Raw genomic sequence first — 24,445 nt, 5'->3', positions numbered from 1 at the left:
CGTTACCCCGGCACAGTTGGCCAACAATGACCAACTCCAGTTGTAACGGTCAACGGCTCATGGATCCGATGAAGTAGGTTTCGTGCCCGGTGGGGTATCCGCCGCCGTCGGTGGCGATGTGAACGTGGTCGTAGTGGTTGGCGGTTTCTGATCCGTAGTTCGCCGTCCAACTCGGCGCGCCGATGCCCGGGTAGTAGGCCTGCCGCCAGATCACGTGGATCACGCCCCATCGTTTGGCGTTGGCCAGCGCATACCCGGCGATCCGGTTACCGAGCTCGATTCCTTGGGCGCTGTGATAGTTCGGGATCATCACGTCGATCGCCAGTCCGTTGGGATGCCATTTCAGCGGATCCTGGCGGAACCCGCCGATGGTGGTGATCTCGGGAAACAGCACGCTGATTGCCCGGGCGGCCCAGATGGTGTGGATCTGCAATCCGTCCTCCGGCGCGACGCCGGGCGGTAACGCGAACGGGACCGCCCGGCTGGCCACGGGCGCGCTGGCCGCCACCAGTTCCGCCGCCGCGGGACGGGTGATGTTCGTCGACGGCGCCGTGACCGCCGCAGGCCCCCGGCCCGCCGGTGTTGCCGTGTGAATGCAGCACGGCCGCTCGGTGCCCTGGGCGTAGACCATGGCGGCGGCGACAGCGAGCGAGGCTGCGACCGCAAGCCAGCGCCCCCGGCCGTTGGCGAACAGGGCGCTGCACAAAGACAGCCGAACGGACAGCCCCACGGACAGCAATGTACTGGGGTGTTCGCCGGAGTGCGCCGTTTTGGACCGGTGTGGTCGGCGTTTCGCGGACTACAGGTGACTCGCGGCGAAGTCCGCCGCTTGGCCGGTCATCCCGTTTGTCAGGTAGGACATGTGCGCGAAACTGGGCGGCTGACCGGTCGCACCGTCGCACACCGAGTCGTCGGGAGCGCACAATTGCAGGGTCTTGGGCGCGTAGAGCGGCCCGATCGTGATCGGCGGCGCCCCGTAGGATTGCAACCACGGGTTGGAGGGCGTTCCGAACAAGGTCACCGCGGCGACGTGGCCGGCCACCTGCGACGGCATCGGTTGGGGGAGGTAGGACGCGTACTCACCGGGTATCTCCTTCGGTATCGCCGCCGACGTGACGTAGCCGGCCAGTGCCGCGCCCTGGGAGTATCCGCCGAGCACCATCTTGGTATTGGGGCAGTTCGCCGCGGTCGATTCGATATGGGCGTCCGCGTCTTTGAGCCCGTCGACGAACGTTCTGGCGAAATCTGTAGGGTCACCGAAATCGCTACTGGCGGCGTAGTTCACCGGATAGACTCCGACCGACCGCGACCCGACTTGCGAGCTCAGCGCATCGACGAAAGCCTGTCCGACCCCGCCGACGCCGGGCGCCTCGCCGGTGCCGCGGGCGAACACCACCTCGACGTCCGGGCATTCTTGGGCGGATACGTCCGGGACGGAAGCACCCGGCAGCGCCACCCAGGTCCCCAACACCAGCCCGCCGAGCACCGCGGCACGGGTCCGCGGTCGCCATTGGGCGCGTGTCGACCTGACGATCGTCATGGCCACCCCTGTCTCGTCGTCCCCACCGCTGACCGCAACGTTACCGCAGCGCCGACGTGAGGCCGGGTTCCTCAGGCGGTGATGAACCGCAGCGGTGGGCTGGCGACGAAGCGGGTGGTGACGTCGCCGACGAGGCCGCCCTCGAGCGCGGTGTCGGCGGTCAGGTCGAGTTTGCGTGCCGGGGCGGCCGGATCGAACTCCAGTCCGGCGAGGTCGGCCCATACGATGTTGGGCCGGGTCGTCGAGGAGAACACGTAGCGTTTGTTGGTCAGGTCCGCCACCGTTTGCCAGATTGTTTGGGAGGCATCGGGTTTGCCGGGGTCGGGAATCCGGAATGGTTGCGCGGCATTGCGGATCACGCTGAGCATTCCGGCGATCGCTGCGACCGGGTTGTCCGGCTTGGGGAGCCTGCTGAGGTAGTAGGAGGCGCGCGCGAACCGGTCCGACGCCAAGGTGCTGCCCGGCAGCGGTTGGTCGCCGCCGAAGCCCTCGATGCGGGCCAGCAGTTCGAGTTGATCGTGATAGGGCGGCGAATTGGTCATCACGCGGTAGCTGCGGTCGTGCCACACGGTGGGCGTGCCGTCGAGGTATTCGACGATCGCGGAGTCACCGGTCGCGTCGTCGAGCGCCAGGTGCACCGCGGGGATCTCGCCGGTGCCCGGATCGGCCAGCGGCACGACCTGAACGCCGGTGTCGGTTATCCAGGCAACGGCCTCGGCGACGGTAGCGAAGTTGTCCAGAAAGTATTGCAGCCACACCGCCACGCTCAGCGCCGGCCGGGACGGGTCACGGGTGCCGTAGTCGGATTCGGCGAGCCACAGAATATGGCCGGACAGTCCCGACTCGTTGAGGCCGTCGACCGACATCAGGTCATAGGCTGCGGCGACGAGGCTGCCGTAGCGGGCGGTCCAGCTCAGCGAGCCTCCCACGCCGTCGCTGCGCTGGATGCCTCGGGGCAGCGTCCACAGGTTGGTGGCGGTGTCGCGGTGATAGTCCATGTTGCGACCGACCAGCACCGGCGCGTCGGCAACAGCCCAAACGACCCGGGTACACATCAACTATTCACCTCGTCCCGCAGCTGCAGCACGATCTTGCCTTTGGCGGCGCGGTTCTCCAACGCCGCGATCGCCGCACCCGCCTGCTCCAGTGGGTAAACCTCCGGAGTCGGCGGGACGATCGCGCCCGACGCCAAAAGCGGCTCCAGCGCAGACCACTGCCGGCGAAGATAACCCGGATGCGACATCGCCCAGGCGCCCCAGCCGGCCCCGACCACGTCGATGTTGTTGAGCAGCAAGCGGTTCAACTTCACCGTCGGGATGTCGCCGCCAGTGAAGCCGATCACCAGCAGCCGGCCGCCCGGCGCCAATGAGCGCAGCGAGTCGGTGACCCGGTCACCGCCGACCGGGTCGACCACGATGTCGACTCCGCGCCCGGACGTCAATTCCTGCACAGAATCCCGGAAGCCGTCCGCCGCGACCACGTCGGTGGCTCCGGCAGCCCGGGCGATGTCGGCTTTCTCCGGTGTGCTGACCACCGCGATGGTCCGCCCGGCGCCCAGTGCGGGGGCCAGCCGCAGCGACGACGTGCCGATGCCCCCGGCGGCGCCGTGCACCAGCACCGTTTCGCCGGCAGCCAGCCTGCCGCGTTGCGTCAGCGCGAAATGGACGGTGAGATCGTTGAACAACAGTCCCGCTCCGGCCTGCAACGACACCGCGTCCGGCAGCGGGAAAACCCGCTCGACCGGCACGGCGACGACGTCGGCCATGCCCCCGGTCAGCAGGGTCAGCGCCGCCACCCGGTCGCCCGCGCGCACCGGCGCGTCGGGGGGTGCGCTGCGCACCACGCCCGCGACCTCGGCGCCGGGGACAAACGGCGGCTCCGGTTTGTGCTGGTAGAGCCCCCGTGTCAGCAGCACATCGGGAAACGCGACCCCGGCCGCGTAGACGTCGATCACGACCGTGTCGTTTGTGCCGGTTCCGTCGGGCTCGTCGAGTTCGACCAGCTGCACCGCGTCCGGTCCGTCGAGCCGGGATATCTGTACTGCGCGCATCCGCTCATTCAACCCGAGCGCACCGCCGGGCTGCACGCGGGTCAGTCGGCCTGACCCTCGGTTTTCGCCCCGACGGCGCGGATAGCCCGACTAAACTCACGAGATCGAAAGCGGCCGGCTGCGTGGTCGCAACCGAGGGGAGCAGGCATGGGATTTCGGTATTCGGCGCGCGCGCGTGCGGTACCGGTCGACTTGCCGCCAAGCCGCACGGTGACCGTGCACGCCGCGGACGGCACTCGGCTGCACACCGAAGTGTTCGGGCCCAAGGACGGCTATCCGATCGTGCTGGCACACGGGATCACCTGCGCTATCCGGGTGTGGGCGCACCAGATCGCTGACTTAGCCCCCGATTACCGGGTGATCGCGTTCGACCATCGCGGCCACGGACGCAGCGACGTCCCGCCGCGCCGCAACTACAGCCTGGCCCACCTGGCCTCCGACGTCGACGCTGTGCTGGAGGCCACCCTGGCGCCCCACGAGCGGGCCCTCATTGCCGGCCACTCGATGGGCGGGATCGCGATCGCGGCCTGGTCGGACCGCTACCGGCACAAGGTCCGGCACCGCGCCGACGGCGTGGCGCTGATCAACACCACCACCGGTGACCTGCTGCGAGAGCTGAATTTCCTCACGGTGCCGCCGCCGTTGGCGGCGGGTCGGGTGTGGGCTGCCCGCGGCCTGGTCGCCGCATTCGGTTCGGTCGCGGTGCCGCCCGCCGTGCGGCGTGCCGCCCGCGACCTGATCTCGCAGCTGGCGGTCGGCGCCGATGCCGATCCCGCGGTCGCTGCGCTGATCTACGAACTGTTCGCCGCGACATCGCCGGCCGGGCGGGGCGGCTGCGGGAAAATGCTCGTCGACGCCTTAGGACGGCGCCACATCAGTCTGGCCGGCCTGACGGTGCCGACACTGGTCATCGGCAGTGAACGCGACCGACTCACCCCGCTGATCCAGTCCCGCCGCATTGCTGCAGCCGCACCCAACCTGGTCGGGCTGGTGGTGCTGCCGGGTGGGCACTGCGCGATGCTGGAACGTCCGGCCGACGTCAACCGGGAGCTGCGCAAGCTCGCTGAATCGATCGCGGACACCCGGCGGCTGAGCTCATAGCGGAAGTTAGAGCCGGGCAGCCACCTCGGCGGCCGCGCGCTGCCCGGAGCGCACCGCGCCGTCGAGGAAACCGGTCCACTCCTCGGCGGTCTCGGTCCCGGCCCAGAAAATGGGCCCCACCGGGCGGCGCAACCACGGCCCGTAGTGCGTCCAGGATCCCGGCGGCACCGCCGCGGTCGGGCCTCCCGGCGCGAACTCCTCGGCACCCCAACGGTGATCCACGTAGTCGAGTGGTTTGAGCGCGTCGTCGCCGAACAGCGCGGCGAAGCAGTCCAGCGCTCGCTCTCGGCGCTGATCGGTGGGCAGGTGGTCGAAGGTTCGGGCATCGACGAAACCCAGCAGGATGCCCGGCCCGTCGGGCTGGGGGCTGACGTCGAAGGTGATGAACACCGGGCCCTCGTCGGACAGCGCCTCGCCGGAAAACCCCTTGTCGCGCCAGAACGGGGTGGAGTAGGCGGCGTAGGCCTTGGACAGTCGGCCCTGGGGCCACCGGCCGGCGAGTCGGCCGTATTCGGGAGGCAGCGGCGGAGTGAACTCGATGCTCGACCGATGCGCGGGAGGGATGGCGACCACGACGAACCGGGCCGTGGCCCGACCCTGCGCGCTGGTGATCCGCACCGCGGCGGCGTCGTGCTCGATGCCGCGGACCGCGGCGCCGAGGACCACTCGCTCGCCGAGTTCGGCGGCCGCCTTCTCGGCGATCTGCTGGGTGCCGGCAGCGAAACGGTCCTGCTGGGCGCCGTTTTCCACGTCGAGCATCCGGTCTAGGCCGCCGGCTGCGGCCACGTAGCGGGCGGCGTGCAGCATCGACACGTCGCCGGGCTCCGCGCCCCAGGTCACCCGCGCCATGATGGCCAGCAGGTCGCGTGCGGTGGAGCCGGCATGGATCGACCGCAGCCAATCGCCCAACGACTGGCTGTCCAGCTGGGCCGCGCGCCGCGCAGTCCACGGGTCGCGCAGCGGGACTTTTCTCGTGATGCGCTCGAATTGCCAACGCACCCGCCCGATGTCGAGCAGACCCCCCAGCGACAACCGCGGGATGGTGCCGGAGTAAGGGCGGGTGACGCCACGCCAGCGGATCAGGTTGGCGCCGTCGTGATAGGTCGGCACGGTTTCGATGCCGAGTTCACCGGCCAGCCCGAGCACCGCATCCTGGGTGGGGCCGACGAAGGTGGCACCCATGTCGACCGGGATGCCCGCGACGTGCCCGGTGCGGGACCGCCCGCCCACCCGGTCGCGGCCCTCGAGCACCAACACGTCGTGTCCGCGTCGCGTCAGCTCGCGGGCCGCGGTGAGCCCGGCGAATCCGGCGCCCACCACCGCGACGTCGACGGTCCACTCGGGCATGGGTCTAGTCAACCTCAGTCGCGCTGGTTTCGGGCGTAACGGCGGCCAGGTCGATGTTGCCGTGCCTGGCTGTGGCGGAGTCCTGGTCACCGAGGACCGAAGCGACCCCTGGTCCGGCTCACGGCGCCACGCTGAGCCAGTCGACGAAACCCGACGGGTCGTGGCGGCCGAGCACGCCGTGCTCGTAAAGTCCCCAGCCCTCCACGGGCGCGCCGTCGCCGTCGCGGCACACCGCGCGGCCTACATGGTCGATCACCCCGAAGCCGGCACGTGCGAGGATCGCGGGGTCGGTCATGTCGTAGGTCAGCCGCTCGGTGAACTTCGGGCCCTTCCACATGCCGTGCAGCCAATCCACATCGCCGCCGTAGCCGCCGCCGACATGGATCGGCACCGCCAGCTTGGATTCCACCTCGAAGCCCACCGGCGTGCCGTCCGGGGTGGTCGCCTCGATGCGTGCCCCGATCGGGATCCGGGTACCCGACCGGTAGCGGGTGGTGACCCGGGGCCAGCCCAGTTGCTCGACACGGCCGTCACGCCAGATGCGGGTGCAGTCGTTGAGCGAGCGGAAACCGTCGGGCGACTCTTGGATGACTAGCACGACCGCGAACTCGTCGAACGCCATCGGCATGTACAGCCACCACATGCCCTCGAAATCGGCGGGGCGCCCGGCCGGTTCGGGTTCGCCGATCGGCCGGATGCCCCAGGACCGGTCCCGGCTGCCGATCCAGGTGGCCGCGTCGACGGCGATCTCCTCGCCGTCGAGCACGATGCGCCCGCTCCAGGTGCCTAATTGGGCGAACCGCTGCGCGTCGAGCGTGATCCGGTTACCACTACGCAGGACGTGCGGCTGCTCCTGCACGACGTCGAACAGGCCTTCCCAGCGCAGGTCGACCGCAACCCCTTCGCTCTCCTCCAGGATCACTCGCAGTGTGCGCAGCGGCTCGATGACGTCGATGCGGTAGCGGCCCACCTGCTGGTGGAGTCGGTCTTGGTCGATCGCGTCGGACAGGTGCACCGCAGTCTGGGTGTCGTCGCGGCGGATCAGCACGAAGGCGTCCTTGACGCCGAGATTGGGGTAGTAGCCGATGCCGGTGATCAGGAAGATCTCGCCGCTGCGGTCGTGGGCGTTGAGGTAGGCGCGGTCGTAGAAGTTACGGTCCGACGAGCCCGGCCAGGCGATCGGCGCCGGGATCTGATGGACCGGGAACTCGTCGAGCGGCCCGATCATCGGTCTTCTCCGATAAGTCTTTTCAGCAAGGCGGCGTGGTAGAACAGCGACTCCGGGCAGGTCGTGGGATCGTCGGGCTTTTCGGCCTCCCCGAAGTGCACTCGCCGCGCACTGGTGCGCATGAACACGCAGGCCCACATCACGCCCGAATACACGTAAAACCATTGCAAATCAGCGAGTTCGACCCCGGTCAGCTCTCGGTAGGTGGCGCGCACGTCGTCCTCGCAAAGCACCGCCGGCAGTCCCGGCAGACCCGCCAGGCCGGCCAGTTCCTGGAACACCATGTGCGCGAAGATCAGCCACGCCACGTCGAGTTCGCGCGGCCCCAGCGTCACCATCTCCCAGTCCAGCACCGCCACCGGGTGAAAGTCGCGGTAGAGCACGTTGCCCACCCGGGCATCGCCCCAACACAGCACCGGCGGGCCGGCCTCCACCTCGTGCGGCCAGTGCGCCTCCAACCACCCGAAGGCGCGTTCCAGCAGCGGCGAGCGGCCTATGTCGGGCACCGCGAAGTCATACCAGGACCGCACCCAGCCGAAGTGTCGGCGCAGCGCGCTCTCGCCGGACGATCCGTCGGCGAGGAATCCGAACATCTGCTCGGCGTCGGGGATGGAATGCAGTTTGGCCAGCACCGCGACGGTGGCGTCCTGCAGCTCACGCTGGCGCGCGGCAGGCGCGTCGGCGAACCAATTGTCGCCGAAGGTGTAGGGCATCAGGTCGGGCGGCACGACGCCCTCGACGTAATCCATGACAAAGAACGGCGTGCCCAGTACGGCGCCGGTGGCTTCCATCCAGCGCACCGGCGGGACGGGCACATCGGTGAGCTCGGCGACTCGCCGCATCACCTCGAATTGGTGATCGAGACGGTACGACGGGAACACCGGCACGTCCTCGGCGGAGGGTGCTACCCGGGCCACCCAGCGCTGTTGGACCACAGTACCGCCGTCGTCCCAGCGGCCGGTCAGGATGATCGTCTCCGACGACATCCCGTTGGCCTCGACGGCGTCCGCGCTCACCTGCGGTCTCACCCCGCCGGGCAGCAAGCCGGAGAGCCAATTCGACAGCACCGCCGGCAGCGTGGTGACGTCGCGGCTGGAGCGTTGCAGTCGGGTGATGTCGCTGACACCGGGTTCGGTGGGCACAGCAGCCTCCTGTCCGTGAGGCAATTACGATACGGTGGGTAGCGTTATGAAAGCAGACCCGTCCCCGGTTGACAAGGCAACCGCCGCCGGGCGGCCCCGCGACCCGCGTATCGACGCTGCCATATTGTCGGCGACCGCGGAACTGTTGGTGCAGATCGGCTATGCCAACCTCACCCTGGCCGCGGTCGCCGAACGCGCCGGGACCACTAAGACCGCGCTGTACCGGCGCTGGTCGAGCAAGGCCGAACTGGTGCACGAGGCGGTGTTCCCGACAGCGCCCACCGCGCTGGTCGCACCGGCCGGCGACATGGCCGCCGATGTGCGCGCGATGATCGGGGCCACCCGCGACGTGTTCACCAGTCCGGTGGTGCGGGCGGCGTTGCCCGGGTTGGTCGCCGACATGACTGCCGACGCACAGCTCAACGCCCGGGTTGTGGCGCGCTTCGCGGAGCTGTTCGCCGCCGTACGGCGGCGGCTACGGGCAGCAGTCGACCGCGGGGAGGCTCACCCCGATGTCGACCCGGACCGGTTGATCGAGGTGATCGGGGGAGCGACGATGCTGGCGCTGCTGCTGCGACCCGCCGAACAGCTCGACGACACCTGGGTGGACCAAACCGCCGCGATCGTCGTGCACGGGGTTCTGGCTCGATCAACTGTCGAGCCGGTCGAGCGGCACCCCGCAGCTGATTCCGACACCGTCCATGGCCTCTTCGAGCGGCACGTCGAGGGCACTCGCCACCGTGGTCGTGTACCGCATCAGCGCCACCGAGGCCACGATCTCGACGATCTCGGCATCGGTCCATCCGAATGTTCGTAGCTTGTCGGTCATCTCGTCGGTCACTGCGGCCGGACGGCGACCGACCATCCTGGCGAAGTCAACCGCGGCGTTCTCCTTGTCGGTCAACCGGGGAGAGGGTTTGCCCTCGATGAGATCCACGCATTCCTGACGGCTCCATTTCTTGCCCATCAGCGCGATCATGTGAGCCGCGGTGCAGTACTCGCATTCGACCTCATAGGCGGTCACCGCGAAGAACACCCGCTTGAGCTCTTCCCGGATGCTGCCCTCCATGGCGGTAGTCAGACTCAGGGTCCACAGCGCATCCGTGGTCTCGGGCAGATAGTTCAACGCCCGCTGGAGCCCGGGCACCATCTTGTAGTAGGCCTTCACCCGCTCGAAGACCTCGTGCGTGCGTCCCGAAGCGTGGTCGGGATCGATGAGTTGAATGCGCGCCATCACTGCCTTTCCGGGTTGGTTGGTTGATCTTGTGTCGCAGCCCTCGGTCCGGTCTCCACCGGTCGGCTGGGGTCAGCACCCCATTCCATCCACGAGGCGTCGTAGAGGGCGGCGTTCTCGTGCCCCAGCACGTGCAGCACGAACAGGTTGTAGGCCCCGAACACCCCACCGCCGCAGTAAGTGATGACGCGGCGAGTCGGTTGCAGCCCCACCGGCTCCCATAGTCGGGCCAGGTCGGCAGCGGGCAGCAGCTGATGGGTGGCCGGATCCAGGTGGGATGGCGCCGGCACGTTGTAGGCGCTGGGTATGTGACCGGCCCGGTGGTGGGGGTACAGCCGGGCGCCGCCGGTGAAAAAGATCTCCGGCAGCGCGTCGACGATGCAGACGTCGTCGCGGCCGATGGCTTGGGCCACCTGATCGGCGTCGACGCGAAACTCGGGCCGCACCCTGGCGGTGAACGTCGCCGGCGACGGGCTGGGCACCCCGCTGTCGAGCGGGAAACCCGCGGCCTGCCAACGGGTGAAGCCGCCGTCGAGCAGCATCACCGCGTCGTGACCGTAGTAACGCAGCGCCCACCACAACCGCGCCGCCCAGGTCCCCCCGTGCTCGTCGTAGATCACCACCGTGGTCTCGTCGCCGATCCCGAGACGCCTCATCAGGTTCTCGAACCGCTCGGGTGACACCACCACGACCGGGTCGTCCGGATCAGAGAGGTCGCTCATCACATCGACGAACACCGCGCCGGGAATGTGGGCCTTGCGGTAGGCGTCGTGCTCGCTGACGGCTTCCAACGTCCCGTCGGTGCCGGCCCGGACGGTGAAGCGGGCATCGACCACCCGGATCGTGGGGTCGTCGAGATGGTCGGCGAGCCAGCCGGCTGTCGCCAGCGCCTCGGGATGACGGTAGGTCGCGGTGTCGGCCGTCGGTTGGGCCACGCTGGTCTCCGGTCGATAGACGTCGGGGATCTTGCTGATAGGTTGCTTGGGTATTCGATAAATGTCAATATCTTGAAATGCCGCGTTCCCGCAAGGCCGCCGCTCCCCGCAGTGCCGCGCCCGCCGACACGGGCAGCTATCCGATGTTGGACGAGGCGATGTCACGCGAGGAGGCCGAGCGGGTCGCCAAGCTGTTCAAGGCCCTGGCCGATCCCACCAGGGTCCAACTACTGGGGCTGCTCAGATCGAAACCCGGCGGGGAATGCGGCTATGACCTGACCGGGCCACTGGGTATCTCCCAGCCGAGCGTGAGCTACCACGTGAAGATCTTGTACGAGGCAGGCCTGGTCACCCGGGAGCGTCGCGGAAGCTGGGTCTTCTACCGCATCTGCGAAGAACGCCTGGCCGACATCCGGCGGGCGGTGGGGCCTGCCTCGCCGAAAACACTGCCTGTTAAGCGGAACCGCTGAGGCGTACGGTCGAATCAAGACACATCAGTGAGGAGGTCGTATGTCTGTCAACGAAGGGAAAACCGAACGCACCATCCGCGTCGTTGTCGGTCTTCTTCTCCTCGTCGGACTGCCGATAATGCTTTCCGGAATGGCCAAGTGGTGGGGCCTGGTAGGTCTGGTGCCTCTCCTTACCGGTGCCACCGGCTACTGTCCGGCCTGGTCGCTGTTAGGGATCAATACCTGCTCGAAGAAGCCGGCCGGCTAGCGGTGCGCGGCCGCCGGGTGGTTACCGGGACACGCTCTGGCCGGCCATCGAAACGGTGTAGTGCTCGGGCCGGGGTTCGGCGAGCATTTCACGGTGCCGCCGCGGGGTCCACGGCCACACCTCCGGGTCGCCGTTGGCGTCGAGATACCAGCTCTGGCAACCAGTCACCCAGACGGTCCCCGGCAGCGCGGCCTTCAACTCGGTGTAGTAGTCGTCGGTAGCGGCTTGCGACGGGGCGACGGCGGCGATGTTGTCGCGACGCATCCGCTGGATCCACGCGAGCACATAGCGGGCCTGGGTCTCGGCGACCGCGATCAGCGAGTGGTTGCCGACCGGGCTGTGGGGACCCATGAGCGTGAACAGGTTGGGAAATCCGGGTATCGCGACGGTCCGGTAGGCCCTCGGGCCATTTGCCCAGGCCTGTTCCAGGGTCATGCCCGCCTCGCCGGTGATCGTCATGGGCCGCATGTAGGCGTGCGTGTCGAATCCGGTGGCGTAGACGATCACGTCGACGTGATGCGCCGTCCCGTCGGCGGTGACGATGGCATCGGGTTCGATGTGGTCGATGGGGCTGGTGACCAGCTCGACGCTGCGATGCTGCATAGCCCGATAGAAGTCGGCAGACATCACCAAGCGCTTGCACATCGGTTGGTAGTCGGGGGTGAGCCGGGCGCGCAACTGCCGATCGCGGACACCGAAGCGCAGGTTGGCCCGGCACATCACCCCGAACAGGGTGCGCTGCCAGCTCGGCCGGGTCAGCGCGGGACCGACCATGGCTTCAAAGAGTCGCCGGTAGCCGTGGTAGGCCAAGCGGTTCAGTCGTGGCCAGCGGCACATCGCCGCATTGGTCAGCCGGGAGTACCTGCGGTTGGGCAGCGGCAGAATCCACTGCGCAGTGCGCTGGAAAACCAGTAGTTGCTGCGCCACGCCCGCAGTGGCGCAGACGATTTGCACGCCGGTTGACCCGGTGCCGATCACCGCGACGCGCTTGTCGCGCAAATCCACCCCGGTGTCCCAGCGCGCCGAATGAAACGCTGTGCCGGCGAAGGTTTCCCGTCCGGGAATCTCGGGCAGTTTCGGGTGGTGCAACACGCCGGTCGCGGTGACCAGCACCTCGGCCTGTGTGGTCGTGCCGTCGGCTGCCCGCAGGATCCAGCGATCGTCGTGCCAGCACGCGTCGACGATTTCGGTGCCGAACCTGATTTGTGGTCGCAGACCGCGTTCGGCGGCGACGCGCAGGAAGTAGTCCTGGATCTCCGGTCCGGGGGAGAACACCGACGACCAGTTCGGGTTCGGCGAAAACGAGAAGCTGTAGAACCGGGACGGCACGTCGCAGGTCAGCCCCGGATACCGGTTTTCCCGCCAGGTTCCGCCGAGTTCGTCGGCCTTCTCATAGATGGTGAAATCCTCGATGCCGGCCTGTTTGAGGGTCTCACCCATGCACAGGCCGGACATGCCGGCACCGACGATCGCCACGCGGGGCCAGGTGGAGCGTTGCATGGTCATTTCTCCTTCGCGCCCTTGAGGGTCGACGACGGCCGCGCGGCCAGGGTTGTCAGCAGCAGCGGGCGCGCGATCGTCCACAACGTGTCCGGGTCCGACGTCTCGACGAATCCGGGCATTGCCAGCCCCCGCAGGGTGGCCAACCCGACCATCACCCGCTCGGCAAAACCCGGGGCCGCGGCCAGGTCCGAAAACAGCGCCACCTCGCCCTCGGCGATGCGGGTCGCAAAGGACCGCTGAACGTTTTGCAGCGCTGCCCGCAGCGCGGCATCGGTGCGGGCAGCCACCCACAATTCAAGGCCCGCCTCGAACAGTGGGCTGCGATGCACCTTCCACATATGGTCGAGCAGGATCCCGAGCCGCTCCTCGTCGGCGGAACCGGTAGGGGCGGCGGCGAGAAAATCGTCCGCCATCCGGTCGCCGAGCCGTTGCAGGGCGGCCGCCATCAGATCGGCTTTACTGTCGAAATGATGCTGCAGCGCACCCACCGTCACGCCGGCGCGCTTGGCGATGTGCCGCGTCGAGGTGTTGGCGTAACCGCGCTCCACCAGGCACTCGATCGTTGCGGCCAGCACCTTGTCCATCGTGACGGCGCGGCGCTCGGCCTGGGTGCGGCGAGAAGTGGCCATGCCGCGAATTTACATGCCAGTCGTATGGCATGTCCAGTTGGGGGCCCCTGCCGCGGGCGGCGACCACACCGGAGCTTGAATGAGGGTCATGGTCGACGACACCGACGTGCCCCGGGTGGTAAGCGCGAGCCGCACGATCGCCGCCAGTGCGGACCGCATCTTCGAGCTGATCGCCGACCCGGCACAGCAGCCGCGTTGGGACGGCAACGACAACCTCGCCGAGGCCGAACCCGGACAACGCGTCCGCGGTGTCGGAGAGGTGTTCGTGATGACCTTGACGCTCGGCAGCACGAGAGAAAACCACGTCGTGGAATTCGAGGAATCCCGCCGAATCGCCTGGCTGCCGTCCGAGCCGGGCCGCCGGCCGCCGGGGCACCTGTGGCGCTGGGAGCTCGAACCCATCGACGACACCCATACGCGGGTCGTCCACACCTACGACTGGTCGCGACTGGCCGACCCGAACCGGCTTGAACGCGCCCGCCGTACCACTGCCGATCGGCTCCGGGCCTCGCTGGATCGGCTCGCCGAAATAGCTGAGGCAGGCTAGTCCGCGCCGGCAGAACTGCCTCGCGAAGTGGACGGCGATGCTGGCCGGCCGGATTGAATCGCTGCGGTAGTCGTGGCCGACGTGTCAGGATGAGCTGACGAACTGCCGCGCCGACGGCAGGCGTGACTCCTCGGGTAAGGTGCCATGCCCGTGATCGACAAGGCGACAGGCCGCGTGGTCGCCGTGATCATGCTCGTGATCGTTGCCGGCGCGTCGCTGCGAGGCTATCTGCCCGGCGGCGCGTCACAGCCGGGTCCGCCGCGCAGTTCGGCGTCGCCGGCCTACGTGGTGGCGCTGCTGGCCATCTCACTTGTGATCATCGGCGCCGCCGTCGTCGCCCGGCTGCGGGACCCGCGCCGGGCAGCTGCCTCCGCCGGCCTGCCCGAAACCAGGTTCGGCGGCGGCCTGGGACCGCCGCGGCGGCGCGTGCTGCTGATCGCAGCGGGCCTGCTCGTCGGATGGCTGCTAGTGCTGTGGGCGCTGGCCCGATTCGTCGTGCCGCCCGAGATCGGCCCGGCTCCGGGCGGGCCGACGGCGAGCACTCCGGCGCCGCACACCGGCGCCGGCACACCGCCCGAGCGGGTCGATACCGGCGACACCGGCGACGTGCTGGGCTACCTCATGGCCGGCACGGTGGCGCTGCTGGTGCTGACAGTCGTCGGTGCCGTGGCCGCCGTGCGCCAACGCCGCACCGCCATCCCGCGCATCGTCGTCGCCGAACCGGTCGTCGCGCCGGAACCCGCCGGAGCCCCCGAATCTCTCGCACGCGCGGCCGAAATCGGGCTGGCCGAGATCGGGGATCTCAGCCGCGAACCGCGCGAGGCGATCATCGCCTGCTATGCGGCGATGGAACGCGAGCTTGCACACCTGCCCGAGGCCGCCCCGCAGGATTTCGACACACCCACCGAGGTGTTGGCTCGAGCCGTCGAACACCGCGTGCTGCAAGCGGACAACGCAGCCCTGCTGGTCAGGTTGTTCACCGAGGCGCGATTCAGCTCGCACGTGATGACCGAGAGCCATCGTGACATCGCGGTAGGCGTGCTTGCCCTGATTCTGTCCGAGTTGCGGAGTTTCGCATGAATCGTCTTGTGGTTCTAAGCTTTTTCATTGTTGTCAGCACGCAATTGGCCGCGTTGGCACTTCCGGATCGCCGGCTGGTGCTGTGGGCCTCGGGTGCTGCGTCGGCCGCGGTAGTGCTGGCCGTTCGCCGGATGGTGGGCCGCGAGGTCGGGTCGGACCCGGCCCCGATCCGTTGCGCACAGGAGGAAGCTCTGCGCGGCTGGCTGGCCCGGACCGAAACGCTGATCCACCGCTCGGAATCGACCCGGGCAGACTGGGACCGTCACCTGCGGCCGCTTCTGGCCCGCCGGTTCGCCGCCACCACGGGCCAACGCCAGGCTAAAGATCCGGCGACGTTCTCCGCGACCGGGCTCACGCTCTTCGGCCCGCAGCTGTGGACCTGGGTCGACCCGAACAACGTTTCGCGCACCGGTCGGCGTGAACCGGGGCCGGGGCGAGCGACTCTCGAGGCGATCCTGGCGCGGTTGGAGCAGGTATGACGACGCCGACCGAGGCCACCACAGTCCGCTGTACGGCGGTGCTCGACGAAATCGAGCGGGTCGTGGTAGGGAAGCGTCCTGCGCTCACGCTCATCCTGACAGCCGTGCTCGCACACGGGCATGTGCTGATCGAAGACCTGCCCGGTCTGGGCAAGACGCTGATCGCCCGATCCTTCGCGTCCGCACTGGGACTCGGTTTCACCCGAGTGCAGTTTACGCCGGATTTGCTGCCGGCGGACTTGCTCGGTTCGACGGTCTACGACATGCAATCCGGGTGTTTCGAGTTTCGTCGCGGACCGATCTTCACCAATTTGCTGCTCGCCGACGAGATCAACCGCACTCCACCCAAAACCCAGGCCGCGCTGCTCGAGGCGATGGCCGAAGGGCAGGTCAGCATTGACGGGGAAACCCACCCGTTGCCAACGCCGTTCATTGTGTTGGCCACCGATAACCCGATCGAGTACGAGGGCACCTACCCGCTGCCGGAAGCGCAGCTCGACCGGTTCGCGGTCCGGCTGGAAATCCGCTATCTCTCCGAGCGCGACGAGACTCTCATGCTGCGCCGTCGGTTGGACCGCGGTTCTGCCCGGCCTGTGGTGAACCGAGTCGTCGACGCCGAGGAGTTGCTGGCCATGCGCGAATCGGTGGAGCAGGTCAGCGTCCACGAGGATGTCCTGCAGTATGTGGTTGCGCTGGCCGCCGCGACCCGACATCATCCGCAGGTCGCGGTGGGCGTCAGCCCTCGAGCTGAACTCGATCTCGTGCAGCTCGCCCGTGCCCGCGCTTTGTTGCTGGGCCGCGACTACGTGATCCCCGAGGACATCAAGGCGCTGGCCGTCCCGGCCGTGGCGCACCGGATCACCCTGCGACCCGAGATGTGGGTACGAAAGATCACAGGGTCCGACGTCATCGAGGAATTGTTGCGGCGCTTGCCGGTTCCGCGAACGCGCGCGGGCGCCTCATGAGCGGCGTGGCGATGTGAGCGAAACCCGTGACGTCGAATTATCCTGGCGCGCTTCAGCATTGGCCAGGGCAATTGCCACCGCCGCCGGAGTGGCGCTGGTCACTTCGCTGATCGGTTCTCGTTGGCAGTTGATCACCTTCGCCGCACCCCTGATCGGTGTGCTGTGCTCGGTCAGCTGGCAGCGGCCGCTGCCGAAGGTGACTGTGCACGCGCAGCCCGGCTCGCATCGATGCTTCGAAGCCGAGCAGACCCGGCTGACGGTGTGGGCCACCACGGAACCCCCCGGCGTGGCAATGCAGCTCGCGCTCTCGTCGGTGGATGGGATGCGGCTCGACATTGTCGCACGCGGGCAGCGGCACACGGTCGCTGCCGCAGCCGAGCGGTGGGGCCGCTATCCCATCCGGGCCACCGTGCGAGTCGTCGCCCCAGGTGGCTTGCTGACCGGAACCGGAACAGTCGATGCCGCCGAGATTTTCGTGTTCCCGGTCGCTCCGCCGCAAGCGACGGCGATCCCCCAGACCGAGTTGCTCGATCGCCTGGGCGCCCACCTCACCCGTCACGTCGGCGCTGGTGTGGAGTTTGCCGACATCCGCGCCTATGTTCCCGGTGACCAGCTGCGCAGTGTGAACTGGTCGGTCAGTGCCCGCCGCGGCAGCCTGTACGTCACCGAACGGTTGACCGACCGCGCCGCCGATGTGGTGGTGCTCATCGACACCTATCCGCAGCCGCCCGGCCCGGCGACCGAAGCCACCGAGCGAGCGGCGCGGGGCGCGGCGCAGGTCGTGCAGACCGCGTTGCGCAGCGGTGACCGGGCCGGCATCGTGGCGCTCGGCGGTCGTGCGCCGAGGTGGCTGGGCGCCGATATCGGTCAGCGACAGTTCTACCGGGTGCTCGACACCATACTCGGCGCCGAGAACCCGGCGCCGGTCTTCGAAACCACCGCCGGGACGCTGGCGCCACGGGCCGCCGTTCCGCCCGGCGCGATCGTCGTCGCGTTTTCCACGTTGCTGGACACCGAGTTCGCGCTCGCGTTGATCGACTTGCGCAAACGCGGCCATGTCGTGCTGGCGGTCGACGTCCTGCAGGGCCTGCCCCTAAAGGATCAGCAGGACCCGCTGATTGCCCGGCTGTGGGCGTTGCAGCGGTCTGCCATGTACCGCGACATGGCCACCGTCGGTGTCGATGTGCTGGCCTGGCGGGCGAAACAGACGCTGGATCAGTCGATGCGCGTCATGCCCGACCGGCGCACGCGGGGACGACGGTCGTGACGTCCGCGATGCTCTTGTGGGCGGCCCGCATCCTGTCGCTGGCCTGCGGGCTGTTGATGGCGGCCAGTGCGGGATTCGGAGCACCGGGCCCGGCCCGGCCGGCAATAGTGCTGTCAGTGGCTGCGGTGCTGGCGGGCACGATTTTTCGACCTGCCGCCACCGTCGGGGTTGTGCTGACCGTCGTGGTGATTGCGCTGGCCAACCCCGCAGCCGGACCGGTCGCGATGTCAGGGCTTTTTGCTGCCCTCTATTTGGTGCTGCGCCACGCCACGGTGAACCGCGCCGGTATGGAAGGCCTCAGTGGCCCCGTCCTTGCGGCCGGCGGCTTTGCCTTCGCCGGGTTGATCGCCGCAGCGTTTCCGCTGCAGGTGCCCTGGTTGCCATTGGTCGCACCGCTGGCCGTCGTCGCGATCTACCTGCTGGCGACGTGGCCGTTTTTGGGTGACCGGCCGGACGTCGGCGACCGCGACCCGCGCTCGCCGCACAGGTCCTAGCGGGAGTTTCCGGGCTTGGGTGATTGTCGGTCTGGTTTGGCCTGGTGGGGTTGTGTTTTTGAGCTGGGCTGGTGTATTACCCAAGTTCTCGGCCTGGCCGTGGTTGGTCAGCGTGTGGGTGCGTATTGGTGAATGTTGAACAGGTCGGCGAGTTTCTGCTGGGTGGGGTCGATGTCGGTGAGTATGCGCTGTACGCGGGGGCGTCCCTTGCCGCCGTCGTGGTAGAACAGCACGGTTTCTTCGATGCCAGCGAGCTGGTTGATTAGTTCGCGCACCGATAGGTGCAGATTGGCTTTGGCGGCGTGGCGGCGCATCAGGTGGGCGATGGCCAGGGCGAGCACACAGTAGAACACGTGCACGCGGATCTTGGAGTCGGTCCAGTGGTGCATTGGGCTGAACGAGACCACGTGCGGGTCCTTGAGTTGGCGGAAGCCGAACTCGGCGTCGGATTGGGAACGGTAGGCGGCGACCACCTCGGCGACCGGCCAATCGCGGTTGGTGAACAGGATCCGCTTGCCAAACAGCTGCTCTTCGAGGCGCTTGCGGGCCTTGGTGTCGGTGCGCCAGGACAGCCGCAGCTCGGCGGGCGTCTGGCCGGTCAACGTAACGGTCAAGATGTCGGCAACCCAGCGGGGTTTGCAGATCGCAGCGATCTCAGCGGCCACCGTGTCGCGGTCGCGGCGGGTACGGCCGCGAGCCAGGCGGGCCTGTAGTTCGGCGAGCCGGCGGCGGGCCTTGGCCAGGGTCTGGTCTAGGCCGCGGGATTGTTTGGCGTGCAGGGTCGCCGAGTGCGTCACGACCGCGCGGCGGGTCACCCCGAGCGCGGTGACGGTGGTGTCGACGTAGCGCAGCCCGGGGTAGCGTTGAGGGTCCACGGCGCGGTAGTCGCGCTCAGGGATGGCCAACAGCTCGGGGTGATCGGACGGCGGCAGGGATCCAACGAACCCGATCCCGTGCGCCTCGACGAGTTCGTGGTTGTCGGTGCTGTTTTGCCCGGCGTCATAGACCACGGTCAGCGACTCGACCCCGCTGACCAGGTCCCGGTAACGGGCGACCAGTTCGTCGACAACCGCGGGGAACTGGGTGACATCGGGCCGATCCCCGGGATAGGCGTGACTGATCACCGGCACCGCGCCGTCGCGGGTGACGACCAGCGCCAACCCGACCAGCCGCAGATCGGTACGTTTCTGTTTGGCCTTGCCGCGCTGCGCGATCGGCGCGCGCTGGGTGCCGGTGTCGATGAACGTGGCGAAGTTGGTCATGTCCAGCGCCAGCCCGGAAAGATCGAGCCCGAACTCGCTGACCATCCGCCGCGAAAGCCGGGTCTCGATCTCGCGCAGCTCGCTTTCGCCCAGGCGGTCCATCGCGTCCCAGAACCGGCGATGATCCAACGCGCCGCGTCCCAGCCTCACCCACCGCGGCCCGGCCGTGGTGGCCCACCAGTCGGCGAACTCGCGCTTGGAGCACGGGTCGATGATCCGGTTCGCGCACGCCAGGGCAAGGTAGGTGCCCACCGAGGCGGCCGCGTCGGCGCGCCGGGGTGCGATCTCGTCGACAATCCCGGCCACGTCCAGCCGCACCAGCATCGACCACACCGCGGCCAGATCCCCGAACCGCTTGTGTGCGCTGCGGTGTGGCCGCCCCGACGGTGTCTGCGACAGCTTGGCCATCACCTCGTCCGCGCTGCCCAAATACTGCTGGGAGACGATGCGCGGCTTGCCCTGCACACGGGCCGATTCCACCAGGTAGTAGTAGGTCTGCTTGCCGCGCCGCTTACCCACGATCGAAGCCATATATGGGTAATACACTACCGCCACACAAACCTCAAGCACCACAACACAAGACACGCCCGTCAACTACAAAAGCCGGAAACTCCCGCTAGAAGGCGTCGGGGTTGGCTTGGATCTCCGCGGGCACCGGGTGCTGGTACAGGCGCGAGGCGTTGCGCCAGGTGATTTTGGCGATGACGTCGTCAGGAAGCCCGCAGACTTGTTGGTGGATGGTCTGCTGGGTGTGCGGCCAGGTCGAATCGCAGTGGGGATAGTCGGCCTCCACCAGGATGTTGTCGGCGCCGATCCGTTCATGCTGTACAAACGACGACTGGTCTTCGACAGCGCAGAACCAGAAATTCCTCTTGAGCACTTCCGCCGGCGAAAGGTCTTCACCGAGTGCCCGCCAGGTACCGTACATCTGGTGATAACTGAGCATGTGGTCCAGCCGGTCGAGCAGCCCCGCGACCCAGCCGATTCCGCCCTCCGACAAGCAGATCTTGAGCTCCGGGTATCTGCTTGGCAGGCCGGAGTACAACCAGTCGACAGCCGCCGATATCGCGTAGGCGAAAAACAGCACCCCTTGCACGTCCGGGGGCGCGTCGTCGGTGGTGGACGGCGCAGCGCCGGACGAGCCGATGTGCAGGTTCACCACCGTGCCGGTCTCGGCGCATGCCGCCATCATCGGATCCCAGTGCCCCGAGTGGATGGTGGGCAATCCCAGCAGCGCAGGGTTTTCGGTGAAGGTGACCGCGTGAAATCCGCGCTCGGCATTCTCGTAGATCATCTGTGCGCCCAACTGCGGATCCAGCAGCCACGGTAGCTGGCAGGGGATGATCCGATCCGGGTACGAACCGGCCCAGACCTCGAGATGCCAGTCGTTCCATGCCCGGACCGTAGCCAGAGCAAGCTCGCGATCCTTGGTCACTTGTTGTAGCCGCTGACCTGCGAACCCCGGCAGAAAGGACGGGAAGTTCAGCGACGCGTATACTCCGTTGAGATCCATGTCCTTGACCCGCGCATGGATATCCCATGCGCCCCGGCGCATTTCGTCGAAGCGTGCCGGCTCGAATCCGTACTCGGACACCGGTCGACCTACTACCGCGTTGAAACCGACATTGGGCAGAGCATGGCCGTCGTAGAGCCAGATCTGGCGACCACCTTCGGTTTCCACAACCTTAGGTGCCCGGTCGGCGAATTTCTGCGCGACCCGGCCGGTGAAGGTGTCCGGCGGTTCGACGATGTGGTCGTCCACCGAGATCACCGTGTAGTGGCGCTCGGCTCGAGCGGGTTCGGGTAAAAAGGTCACACTGCGTTCGTCGCCCGTCTTGGCGGTGGTGAAACCCGGGTTGGCGGCGAGTTCGTCGATCGATTTCATGGGTCGCGACCTTGTCTATATGAGCACGTCGGGATTGGTTTTGATGGTCATCCGCGCCGCACCCGCCCAGTACACGTCCGCGGCGCGTTCGATGAGCGACTTCTGGATGCCCGCCATGTCGGAGCGGTTCATCGCGGTCGGTGTCCGATTGGTCAGCATCACCTGATAGGCGAGCTTGCAAACCCGCTCTATCGACGCTGCGCGGTAGACGGCTTCGGGCAGATTCCGCCCGGTCGCGATCACCCCGTGGTTGGCGAGTATGGCGACATTGGCTGATCCGATGCGCTGCGCCAGATCGACTGCTCGCCAGGCGGTGTCGATTTCGCCGTCGTAGGTTTCGACCAGGCACATCTCGTCGAGGAACAATGAACCGGTCTGGTGCACCAGTTCGGGCAGCTCTCCCAGGGCAGCGATCAGACTGACATAGTACGGGTGGTTGTGGATGACGACCCGGGCGTCGCTGCGCAGCCGGTGGAGTTCGGTGTGAATGTGGATGGCCGGCGTGACGTCCCAGCGTCCTCGGACCACGCGGGCGTCCTCGTCGACCACGCAGATGTCCGACGCGGTGATCTCCTGCCACCACAGCCCCCAGGGATTGACCAGCATGGTGCTCTGGCCGTCCAGTTGCCAGGTGATGTGCCCGGCCATGTTCTCGGCGAATCCGATGTCGGCCAGATGCCGGAAGGCGATTGCGAGCGCCTGCTCGTTGGTGAGATCGACGCCGATGGGCGGAACCACCGACGGCGACCATACGTCAAGGCCGCCTTTGCGTGTCTCAGGTGCGTTCATGCTCGGGTCCTAGCTCTGCTCGGATAACTTCGCGGAGTTTGCCTTTGGCAATCTTCCCGCCGGACGATCGGGGGAGTTCGGCAACGATCACCAGTCGCTCGGGCAGCAGTTCCTTGGAGACGCCGCGCGCCAGCAGGTACTGGTTGAGCGTCGGCAGGTCGATCGTGTGGGACTCGACCAGCTCGACATAGACGCAGACCTTCTCTCCGAACGTCGGATCGGGCATCGGGATCGCGGCCGCGACCGCGACCGCTGGATGCATCGCTACCGCGTCTTCCACCGCGACGGCACTGATGTTCTTGCCACCGCGAACGATGAAGTCGGAAGTCCGGCCGGTGACGCGCAGGTAGCCCTCGGCGTCCAGCTCACAGATGTCGCCCATCCGCATCCAGCCGTCCCTGGTGAACAGCTGGTCGTGATCGACGCCGCCGAGGTAGCCCAGACTGGTGGCGGGGCCGCGACAGGCGGGCTGCCCTCGCCCGGTAGCGGTGACGTCGGTATCGCCGTCGAAGAGCCGGACCGACATCTCCGGCACGATCCGCCCGGCGGTGCGCAGGCGGTGCCGTCGGGAATCCCGCAGGGTAGTCCCGCTGAGCAACCCGGTCTCGTTGGAGCCGTAGAACTGGAGAATCGTGGCGCCGGTGAGCTCCTCGAAGTCCACGGCGGGGCGGTAGGGCAGCGTCTCGCCCCCGGTAAAGACGACACGCAGCGACGTGAGGTCGTGATCGCGGGATGCGGGGTCGGCCATGATCATCATCAATTGGGTGCTGACGCAACACAGCACGGTGACGCCGTAGCGTTCGATGGCCGCGCAGGCCGCTGCGGCGGTGAACCGCCCGAGAACGACGGCGGTAGCACCGAGGTATATCGGGGTGGTGTGGGTGGTCCAGATGCCGAAGCCGAACGGTGTGGGGATGAGGGGCAGAAAGACGTCCGCTGCGGTGAGTTCGCCGTTGGCGACCGCCTTTTGGTGAAAGTAATGCCAGCGGTTCTGGGTGTGGACCACGCATTTGGGCTGCCCGGTGGTGCCCGACGTCGAGTTGATCAGGAACACCTCGTCGGGGCCGACCCACTGATCCTCCGGCACTGCGTGCGGCGGTGTGTCGGTGTCCACGGACAAGTCCCTGAGGGTCAGCGCCGGGAGCGAGAGATCTGCGGCGGCGACCTTCGCGGACCGCTCGCGCTGCGGGTCGCTGATCACCAAGCGCGGGCGGGTGCTGCGCAGGATGTGTGCTGCTTCCCGGGTGCCGGCTCGTGCGCCGATGCCGACGACGACGGCTCCGCAGCGTTCGATCGCGACGAACAGCGCGTGGATCGCGGCGCTGTCACCATGCCACACCGCGACCCGATCGTCGCGCGTCACACCCAGGCCGGCCAGCTGCTCGGCGATCGCCGTCGCCGCGCTATCGAATTCGGACCAGCTCAGCGCTGCGCGCGGGTAATCGAAGTAGGCGGTTTTGGCGGGCCAGCGCGTCGCGTTACGGCGCACCGCGCGCGACACCGTCAGGTCTGACCACCAGCCCGCCGCGCGGTAGCGGGCTGCGTCGGCGTCGTCCACGGTCGGACTGCCTGCCTGCACCACCGCATCATAGGACAGCCGAAAAACCCTGCATTCATTTCTCGTCCTCCGGTGGATCGGCACCTCCGCGGAAGAGTTCTTCGGGGTGGTGGGCGTGGTTGATGTGGGGTGGGCCGGTGCCGTTGGTCCAGCCGAGGCGTCCGTTGTCGGTGACCGTGGTGCGCAGCTCGCCGCGGGTCGCCATGGCGTGGTCGGCGGCGCAGGCGAAGAACTGTGTGTCGGCGTCGGTGCGGCCGCCGCGGGCCCAGTCCGGGGCGTGGTGCACCTCGCAGCGGTAGCCCGGTATCAGGCAGCCGGGTCGGGTGCAGCCGCGGTCACGGGCATAACAGATTAGCCGCTGTTCGGCGGTGGCCACCCGTTTTTGCCGGCCCAGGTACAGCGGCCGTTTGAGGTGGTCGTCGAAGACCGCCAGGTAGTGAATCCCAGTCGCGGCCATGGCGATCAGATCGCGCATCGGCAAGCGTGACCCGCCGCCGGTGCGTGCGGGTGGCGGCATGGGCAGCGACGGATCGGCGGCGGCGCGGGCGGCGCGTTCCAGTTCGGCCAAGGTCGTGGTGACCACCACGGTGACCGCATGCCCGCGGTGGGTGCCCAGCCCGCCGGAGCCGATCGCGGTTTCTGACACGAAAATAACGGTGACCACAAGCTGGTGAGGGCAGGTAGGGGTGACCC

At 67.7% G+C, this 24,445-nt stretch carries 25 protein-coding genes and 1 pseudogene; 10 read left to right on the top strand and 16 right to left on the bottom strand.

Going from position 1 to position 24,445, the window contains the following annotated elements; translation table 11 throughout:
• Positions 1–49: 49 nt before the first annotated feature.
• The 4 genes from F6Q13_RS13385 to F6Q13_RS13370 all read right to left on the bottom strand — a co-directional run bounded on the left by F6Q13_RS13385 (position 50) and on the right by F6Q13_RS13370 (position 3,590).
• Positions 50–706 carry a glycoside hydrolase gene (locus tag F6Q13_RS13385; protein ID WP_293057190.1) on the bottom strand — a complete coding sequence of 219 codons (657 nt, stop codon included), beginning with the start codon at positions 704–706 and terminating at the stop codon, positions 50–52.
• Positions 707–799: 93 nt separating this feature from the next.
• Positions 800–1,540, bottom strand: a complete 741-nt coding sequence (locus F6Q13_RS13380) for a cutinase family protein (protein ID WP_293057182.1) — start codon at positions 1,538–1,540, stop codon at positions 800–802.
• Between the two features lie 71 nt (positions 1,541–1,611).
• The gene (locus F6Q13_RS13375; RefSeq protein ID WP_293057179.1) at positions 1,612–2,595 is read right to left on the bottom strand and encodes a linear amide C-N hydrolase; all 984 of its coding nucleotides are present in this window, start codon (positions 2,593–2,595) and stop codon (positions 1,612–1,614) included.
• On the bottom strand, positions 2,595–3,590 hold the full coding sequence (locus F6Q13_RS13370) for an NADPH:quinone oxidoreductase family protein (RefSeq protein WP_293057176.1): 996 nt from the start codon (positions 3,588–3,590) through the stop codon (positions 2,595–2,597). Before F6Q13_RS13370 ends, F6Q13_RS13375 begins: the two co-directional genes overlap by 1 nt.
• A gap of 147 nt (positions 3,591–3,737) precedes the next feature.
• Here F6Q13_RS13370 and F6Q13_RS13365 point away from each other — a divergent pair, with 147 nt between their 5' ends.
• On the top strand, positions 3,738–4,691 hold the full coding sequence (locus tag F6Q13_RS13365) for an alpha/beta fold hydrolase (RefSeq protein ID WP_293057174.1): 954 nt from the start codon (positions 3,738–3,740) through the stop codon (positions 4,689–4,691).
• A 6-nt stretch (positions 4,692–4,697) separates the two neighbouring features.
• Here F6Q13_RS13365 and F6Q13_RS13360 read toward each other — a convergent pair whose 3' ends face one another.
• The 3 genes from F6Q13_RS13360 to F6Q13_RS13350 all read right to left on the bottom strand — a co-directional run bounded on the left by F6Q13_RS13360 (position 4,698) and on the right by F6Q13_RS13350 (position 8,408).
• Positions 4,698–6,038 carry a flavin monoamine oxidase family protein gene (locus F6Q13_RS13360; RefSeq protein WP_293057173.1) on the bottom strand — a complete coding sequence of 447 codons (1,341 nt, stop codon included), beginning with the start codon at positions 6,036–6,038 and terminating at the stop codon, positions 4,698–4,700.
• Between the two features lie 118 nt (positions 6,039–6,156).
• The gene (locus F6Q13_RS13355; RefSeq protein WP_293057171.1) at positions 6,157–7,266 is read right to left on the bottom strand and encodes a hypothetical protein; all 1,110 of its coding nucleotides are present in this window, start codon (positions 7,264–7,266) and stop codon (positions 6,157–6,159) included.
• A complete protein-coding gene (locus F6Q13_RS13350) occupies positions 7,263–8,408 on the bottom strand; it encodes a phosphotransferase family protein (RefSeq protein WP_293057169.1) in 1,146 nt (381 codons plus the stop codon). The genes F6Q13_RS13355 and F6Q13_RS13350 overlap by 4 nt, the downstream gene beginning before the upstream one ends.
• Positions 8,409–8,454: 46 nt before the next feature.
• Here F6Q13_RS13350 and F6Q13_RS13345 point away from each other — a divergent pair.
• Positions 8,455–9,048 (top strand): annotated as a pseudogene (locus tag F6Q13_RS13345) (TetR/AcrR family transcriptional regulator); the annotation flags it as partial.
• A gap of 9 nt (positions 9,049–9,057) precedes the next feature.
• Here F6Q13_RS13345 and F6Q13_RS13340 read toward each other — a convergent pair.
• Positions 9,058–9,642, bottom strand: coding sequence for a hypothetical protein (locus F6Q13_RS13340; protein ID WP_293057167.1), 585 nt, complete (start codon positions 9,640–9,642; stop codon positions 9,058–9,060).
• Entirely contained in the window at positions 9,642–10,577 is a 936-nt protein-coding gene (locus F6Q13_RS13335) for a sulfurtransferase (protein ID WP_293057165.1), read from the bottom strand. Before F6Q13_RS13335 ends, F6Q13_RS13340 begins: the two co-directional genes overlap by 1 nt.
• A gap of 77 nt (positions 10,578–10,654) precedes the next feature.
• On the opposite strand from F6Q13_RS13335, the gene F6Q13_RS13330 reads away from it, so the two are divergent.
• Both F6Q13_RS13330 and F6Q13_RS13325 read left to right on the top strand, forming a co-directional pair.
• Positions 10,655–11,047, top strand: coding sequence for a helix-turn-helix transcriptional regulator (locus tag F6Q13_RS13330; protein WP_293057162.1), 393 nt, complete (start codon positions 10,655–10,657; stop codon positions 11,045–11,047).
• A gap of 40 nt (positions 11,048–11,087) precedes the next feature.
• Positions 11,088–11,294, top strand: coding sequence for a DUF2892 domain-containing protein (locus F6Q13_RS13325; protein WP_293057160.1), 207 nt, complete (start codon positions 11,088–11,090; stop codon positions 11,292–11,294).
• Positions 11,295–11,315: 21 nt separating this feature from the next.
• On the opposite strand, the gene F6Q13_RS13320 is transcribed toward F6Q13_RS13325, so the two are convergent.
• Positions 11,316–12,794, bottom strand: a complete 1,479-nt coding sequence (locus F6Q13_RS13320) for an NAD(P)/FAD-dependent oxidoreductase (protein ID WP_293057158.1) — start codon at positions 12,792–12,794, stop codon at positions 11,316–11,318.
• Between the two features lie 2 nt (positions 12,795–12,796).
• On the bottom strand, positions 12,797–13,426 hold the full coding sequence (locus F6Q13_RS13315; RefSeq protein ID WP_293057155.1) for a TetR/AcrR family transcriptional regulator: 630 nt from the start codon (positions 13,424–13,426) through the stop codon (positions 12,797–12,799).
• 88 nt (positions 13,427–13,514) lie between these two features.
• On the opposite strand from F6Q13_RS13315, the gene F6Q13_RS13310 reads away from it, so the two are divergent.
• The 6 genes from F6Q13_RS13310 (at position 13,515) to F6Q13_RS13285 (ending at position 18,258) form a co-directional block, all read left to right on the top strand.
• Entirely contained in the window at positions 13,515–13,973 is a 459-nt protein-coding gene (locus F6Q13_RS13310) for an SRPBCC family protein (RefSeq protein WP_293057187.1), read from the top strand.
• A 144-nt stretch (positions 13,974–14,117) separates the two neighbouring features.
• The gene (locus F6Q13_RS13305) at positions 14,118–15,053 is read left to right on the top strand and encodes a DUF4129 domain-containing protein (protein WP_293057153.1); all 936 of its coding nucleotides are present in this window, start codon (positions 14,118–14,120) and stop codon (positions 15,051–15,053) included.
• The gene (locus F6Q13_RS13300; RefSeq protein WP_293057152.1) at positions 15,050–15,532 is read left to right on the top strand and encodes a hypothetical protein; all 483 of its coding nucleotides are present in this window, start codon (positions 15,050–15,052) and stop codon (positions 15,530–15,532) included. The genes F6Q13_RS13305 and F6Q13_RS13300 overlap by 4 nt, the downstream gene beginning before the upstream one ends.
• Positions 15,529–16,497 carry a MoxR family ATPase gene (locus F6Q13_RS13295; RefSeq protein WP_293057150.1) on the top strand — a complete coding sequence of 323 codons (969 nt, stop codon included), beginning with the start codon at positions 15,529–15,531 and terminating at the stop codon, positions 16,495–16,497. The genes F6Q13_RS13300 and F6Q13_RS13295 overlap by 4 nt, the downstream gene beginning before the upstream one ends.
• A gap of 13 nt (positions 16,498–16,510) precedes the next feature.
• Entirely contained in the window at positions 16,511–17,764 is a 1,254-nt protein-coding gene (locus tag F6Q13_RS13290; protein ID WP_293057148.1) for a DUF58 domain-containing protein, read from the top strand.
• 8 nt (positions 17,765–17,772) lie between these two features.
• Positions 17,773–18,258, top strand: a complete 486-nt coding sequence (locus F6Q13_RS13285; RefSeq protein ID WP_293057184.1) for a hypothetical protein — start codon at positions 17,773–17,775, stop codon at positions 18,256–18,258.
• 107 nt (positions 18,259–18,365) lie between these two features.
• Here the strand turns inward: F6Q13_RS13285 and F6Q13_RS13280 are convergent, their stop codons facing one another.
• From F6Q13_RS13280 to F6Q13_RS13260, 5 genes are all read right to left on the bottom strand, one after another.
• Positions 18,366–20,051, bottom strand: coding sequence for an IS1634 family transposase (locus F6Q13_RS13280; protein ID WP_293057145.1), 1,686 nt, complete (start codon positions 20,049–20,051; stop codon positions 18,366–18,368).
• 85 nt (positions 20,052–20,136) lie between these two features.
• Positions 20,137–21,405, bottom strand: a complete 1,269-nt coding sequence (locus F6Q13_RS13275) for an amidohydrolase family protein (RefSeq protein WP_293057142.1) — start codon at positions 21,403–21,405, stop codon at positions 20,137–20,139.
• Between the two features lie 15 nt (positions 21,406–21,420).
• Entirely contained in the window at positions 21,421–22,194 is a 774-nt protein-coding gene (locus F6Q13_RS13270) for a class II aldolase/adducin family protein (RefSeq protein WP_293057139.1), read from the bottom strand.
• On the bottom strand, positions 22,181–23,776 hold the full coding sequence (locus F6Q13_RS13265; RefSeq protein WP_293057136.1) for a class I adenylate-forming enzyme family protein: 1,596 nt from the start codon (positions 23,774–23,776) through the stop codon (positions 22,181–22,183). The genes F6Q13_RS13270 and F6Q13_RS13265 overlap by 14 nt, the downstream gene beginning before the upstream one ends.
• A gap of 31 nt (positions 23,777–23,807) precedes the next feature.
• A partial coding sequence (locus F6Q13_RS13260; protein ID WP_293057134.1) for an HNH endonuclease signature motif containing protein occupies positions 23,808–24,445 on the bottom strand: 638 nt, incomplete at its 5' end.

Source organism: Mycobacterium sp., from assembly GCF_008709575.1.
Classification (GTDB): domain Bacteria; phylum Actinomycetota; class Actinomycetes; order Mycobacteriales; family Mycobacteriaceae; genus Mycobacterium.
Note: the sequence above shows the minus strand (reverse complement) of the source record. Positions and strands in the feature narration are given on the sequence as shown.

Excerpts from the sequence above, each read along its gene's own strand:
- F6Q13_RS13380 (WP_293057182.1), bottom strand. The coding sequence starts at position 1,540 with ATGACGATCGTCAGGTCGACACGCGCCCAATGGCGACCGCGGACCCGT.
- F6Q13_RS13375 (WP_293057179.1), bottom strand. The coding sequence starts at position 2,595 with ATGTGTACCCGGGTCGTTTGGGCTGTTGCCGACGCGCCGGTGCTGGTC.
- F6Q13_RS13370 (WP_293057176.1), bottom strand. The coding sequence starts at position 3,590 with ATGCGCGCAGTACAGATATCCCGGCTCGACGGACCGGACGCGGTGCAG.
- F6Q13_RS13365 (WP_293057174.1), top strand. The coding sequence starts at position 3,738 with ATGGGATTTCGGTATTCGGCGCGCGCGCGTGCGGTACCGGTCGACTTG.
- F6Q13_RS13360 (WP_293057173.1), bottom strand. The coding sequence starts at position 6,038 with ATGCCCGAGTGGACCGTCGACGTCGCGGTGGTGGGCGCCGGATTCGCC.
- F6Q13_RS13355 (WP_293057171.1), bottom strand. The coding sequence starts at position 7,266 with ATGATCGGGCCGCTCGACGAGTTCCCGGTCCATCAGATCCCGGCGCCG.
- F6Q13_RS13340 (WP_293057167.1), bottom strand. The coding sequence starts at position 9,642 with ATGGCGCGCATTCAACTCATCGATCCCGACCACGCTTCGGGACGCACG.
- F6Q13_RS13330 (WP_293057162.1), top strand. The coding sequence starts at position 10,655 with ATGCCGCGTTCCCGCAAGGCCGCCGCTCCCCGCAGTGCCGCGCCCGCC.
- F6Q13_RS13325 (WP_293057160.1), top strand. The coding sequence starts at position 11,088 with ATGTCTGTCAACGAAGGGAAAACCGAACGCACCATCCGCGTCGTTGTC.
- F6Q13_RS13320 (WP_293057158.1), bottom strand. The coding sequence starts at position 12,794 with ATGCAACGCTCCACCTGGCCCCGCGTGGCGATCGTCGGTGCCGGCATG.
- F6Q13_RS13315 (WP_293057155.1), bottom strand. The coding sequence starts at position 13,426 with ATGGCCACTTCTCGCCGCACCCAGGCCGAGCGCCGCGCCGTCACGATG.
- F6Q13_RS13310 (WP_293057187.1), top strand. The coding sequence starts at position 13,515 with ATGGTCGACGACACCGACGTGCCCCGGGTGGTAAGCGCGAGCCGCACG.
- F6Q13_RS13305 (WP_293057153.1), top strand. The coding sequence starts at position 14,118 with ATGCCCGTGATCGACAAGGCGACAGGCCGCGTGGTCGCCGTGATCATG.
- F6Q13_RS13300 (WP_293057152.1), top strand. The coding sequence starts at position 15,050 with ATGAATCGTCTTGTGGTTCTAAGCTTTTTCATTGTTGTCAGCACGCAA.
- F6Q13_RS13295 (WP_293057150.1), top strand. The coding sequence starts at position 15,529 with ATGACGACGCCGACCGAGGCCACCACAGTCCGCTGTACGGCGGTGCTC.
- F6Q13_RS13285 (WP_293057184.1), top strand. The coding sequence starts at position 17,773 with ATGCTCTTGTGGGCGGCCCGCATCCTGTCGCTGGCCTGCGGGCTGTTG.
- F6Q13_RS13280 (WP_293057145.1), bottom strand. The coding sequence starts at position 20,051 with ATGGCTTCGATCGTGGGTAAGCGGCGCGGCAAGCAGACCTACTACTAC.
- F6Q13_RS13275 (WP_293057142.1), bottom strand. The coding sequence starts at position 21,405 with ATGAAATCGATCGACGAACTCGCCGCCAACCCGGGTTTCACCACCGCC.
- F6Q13_RS13270 (WP_293057139.1), bottom strand. The coding sequence starts at position 22,194 with ATGAACGCACCTGAGACACGCAAAGGCGGCCTTGACGTATGGTCGCCG.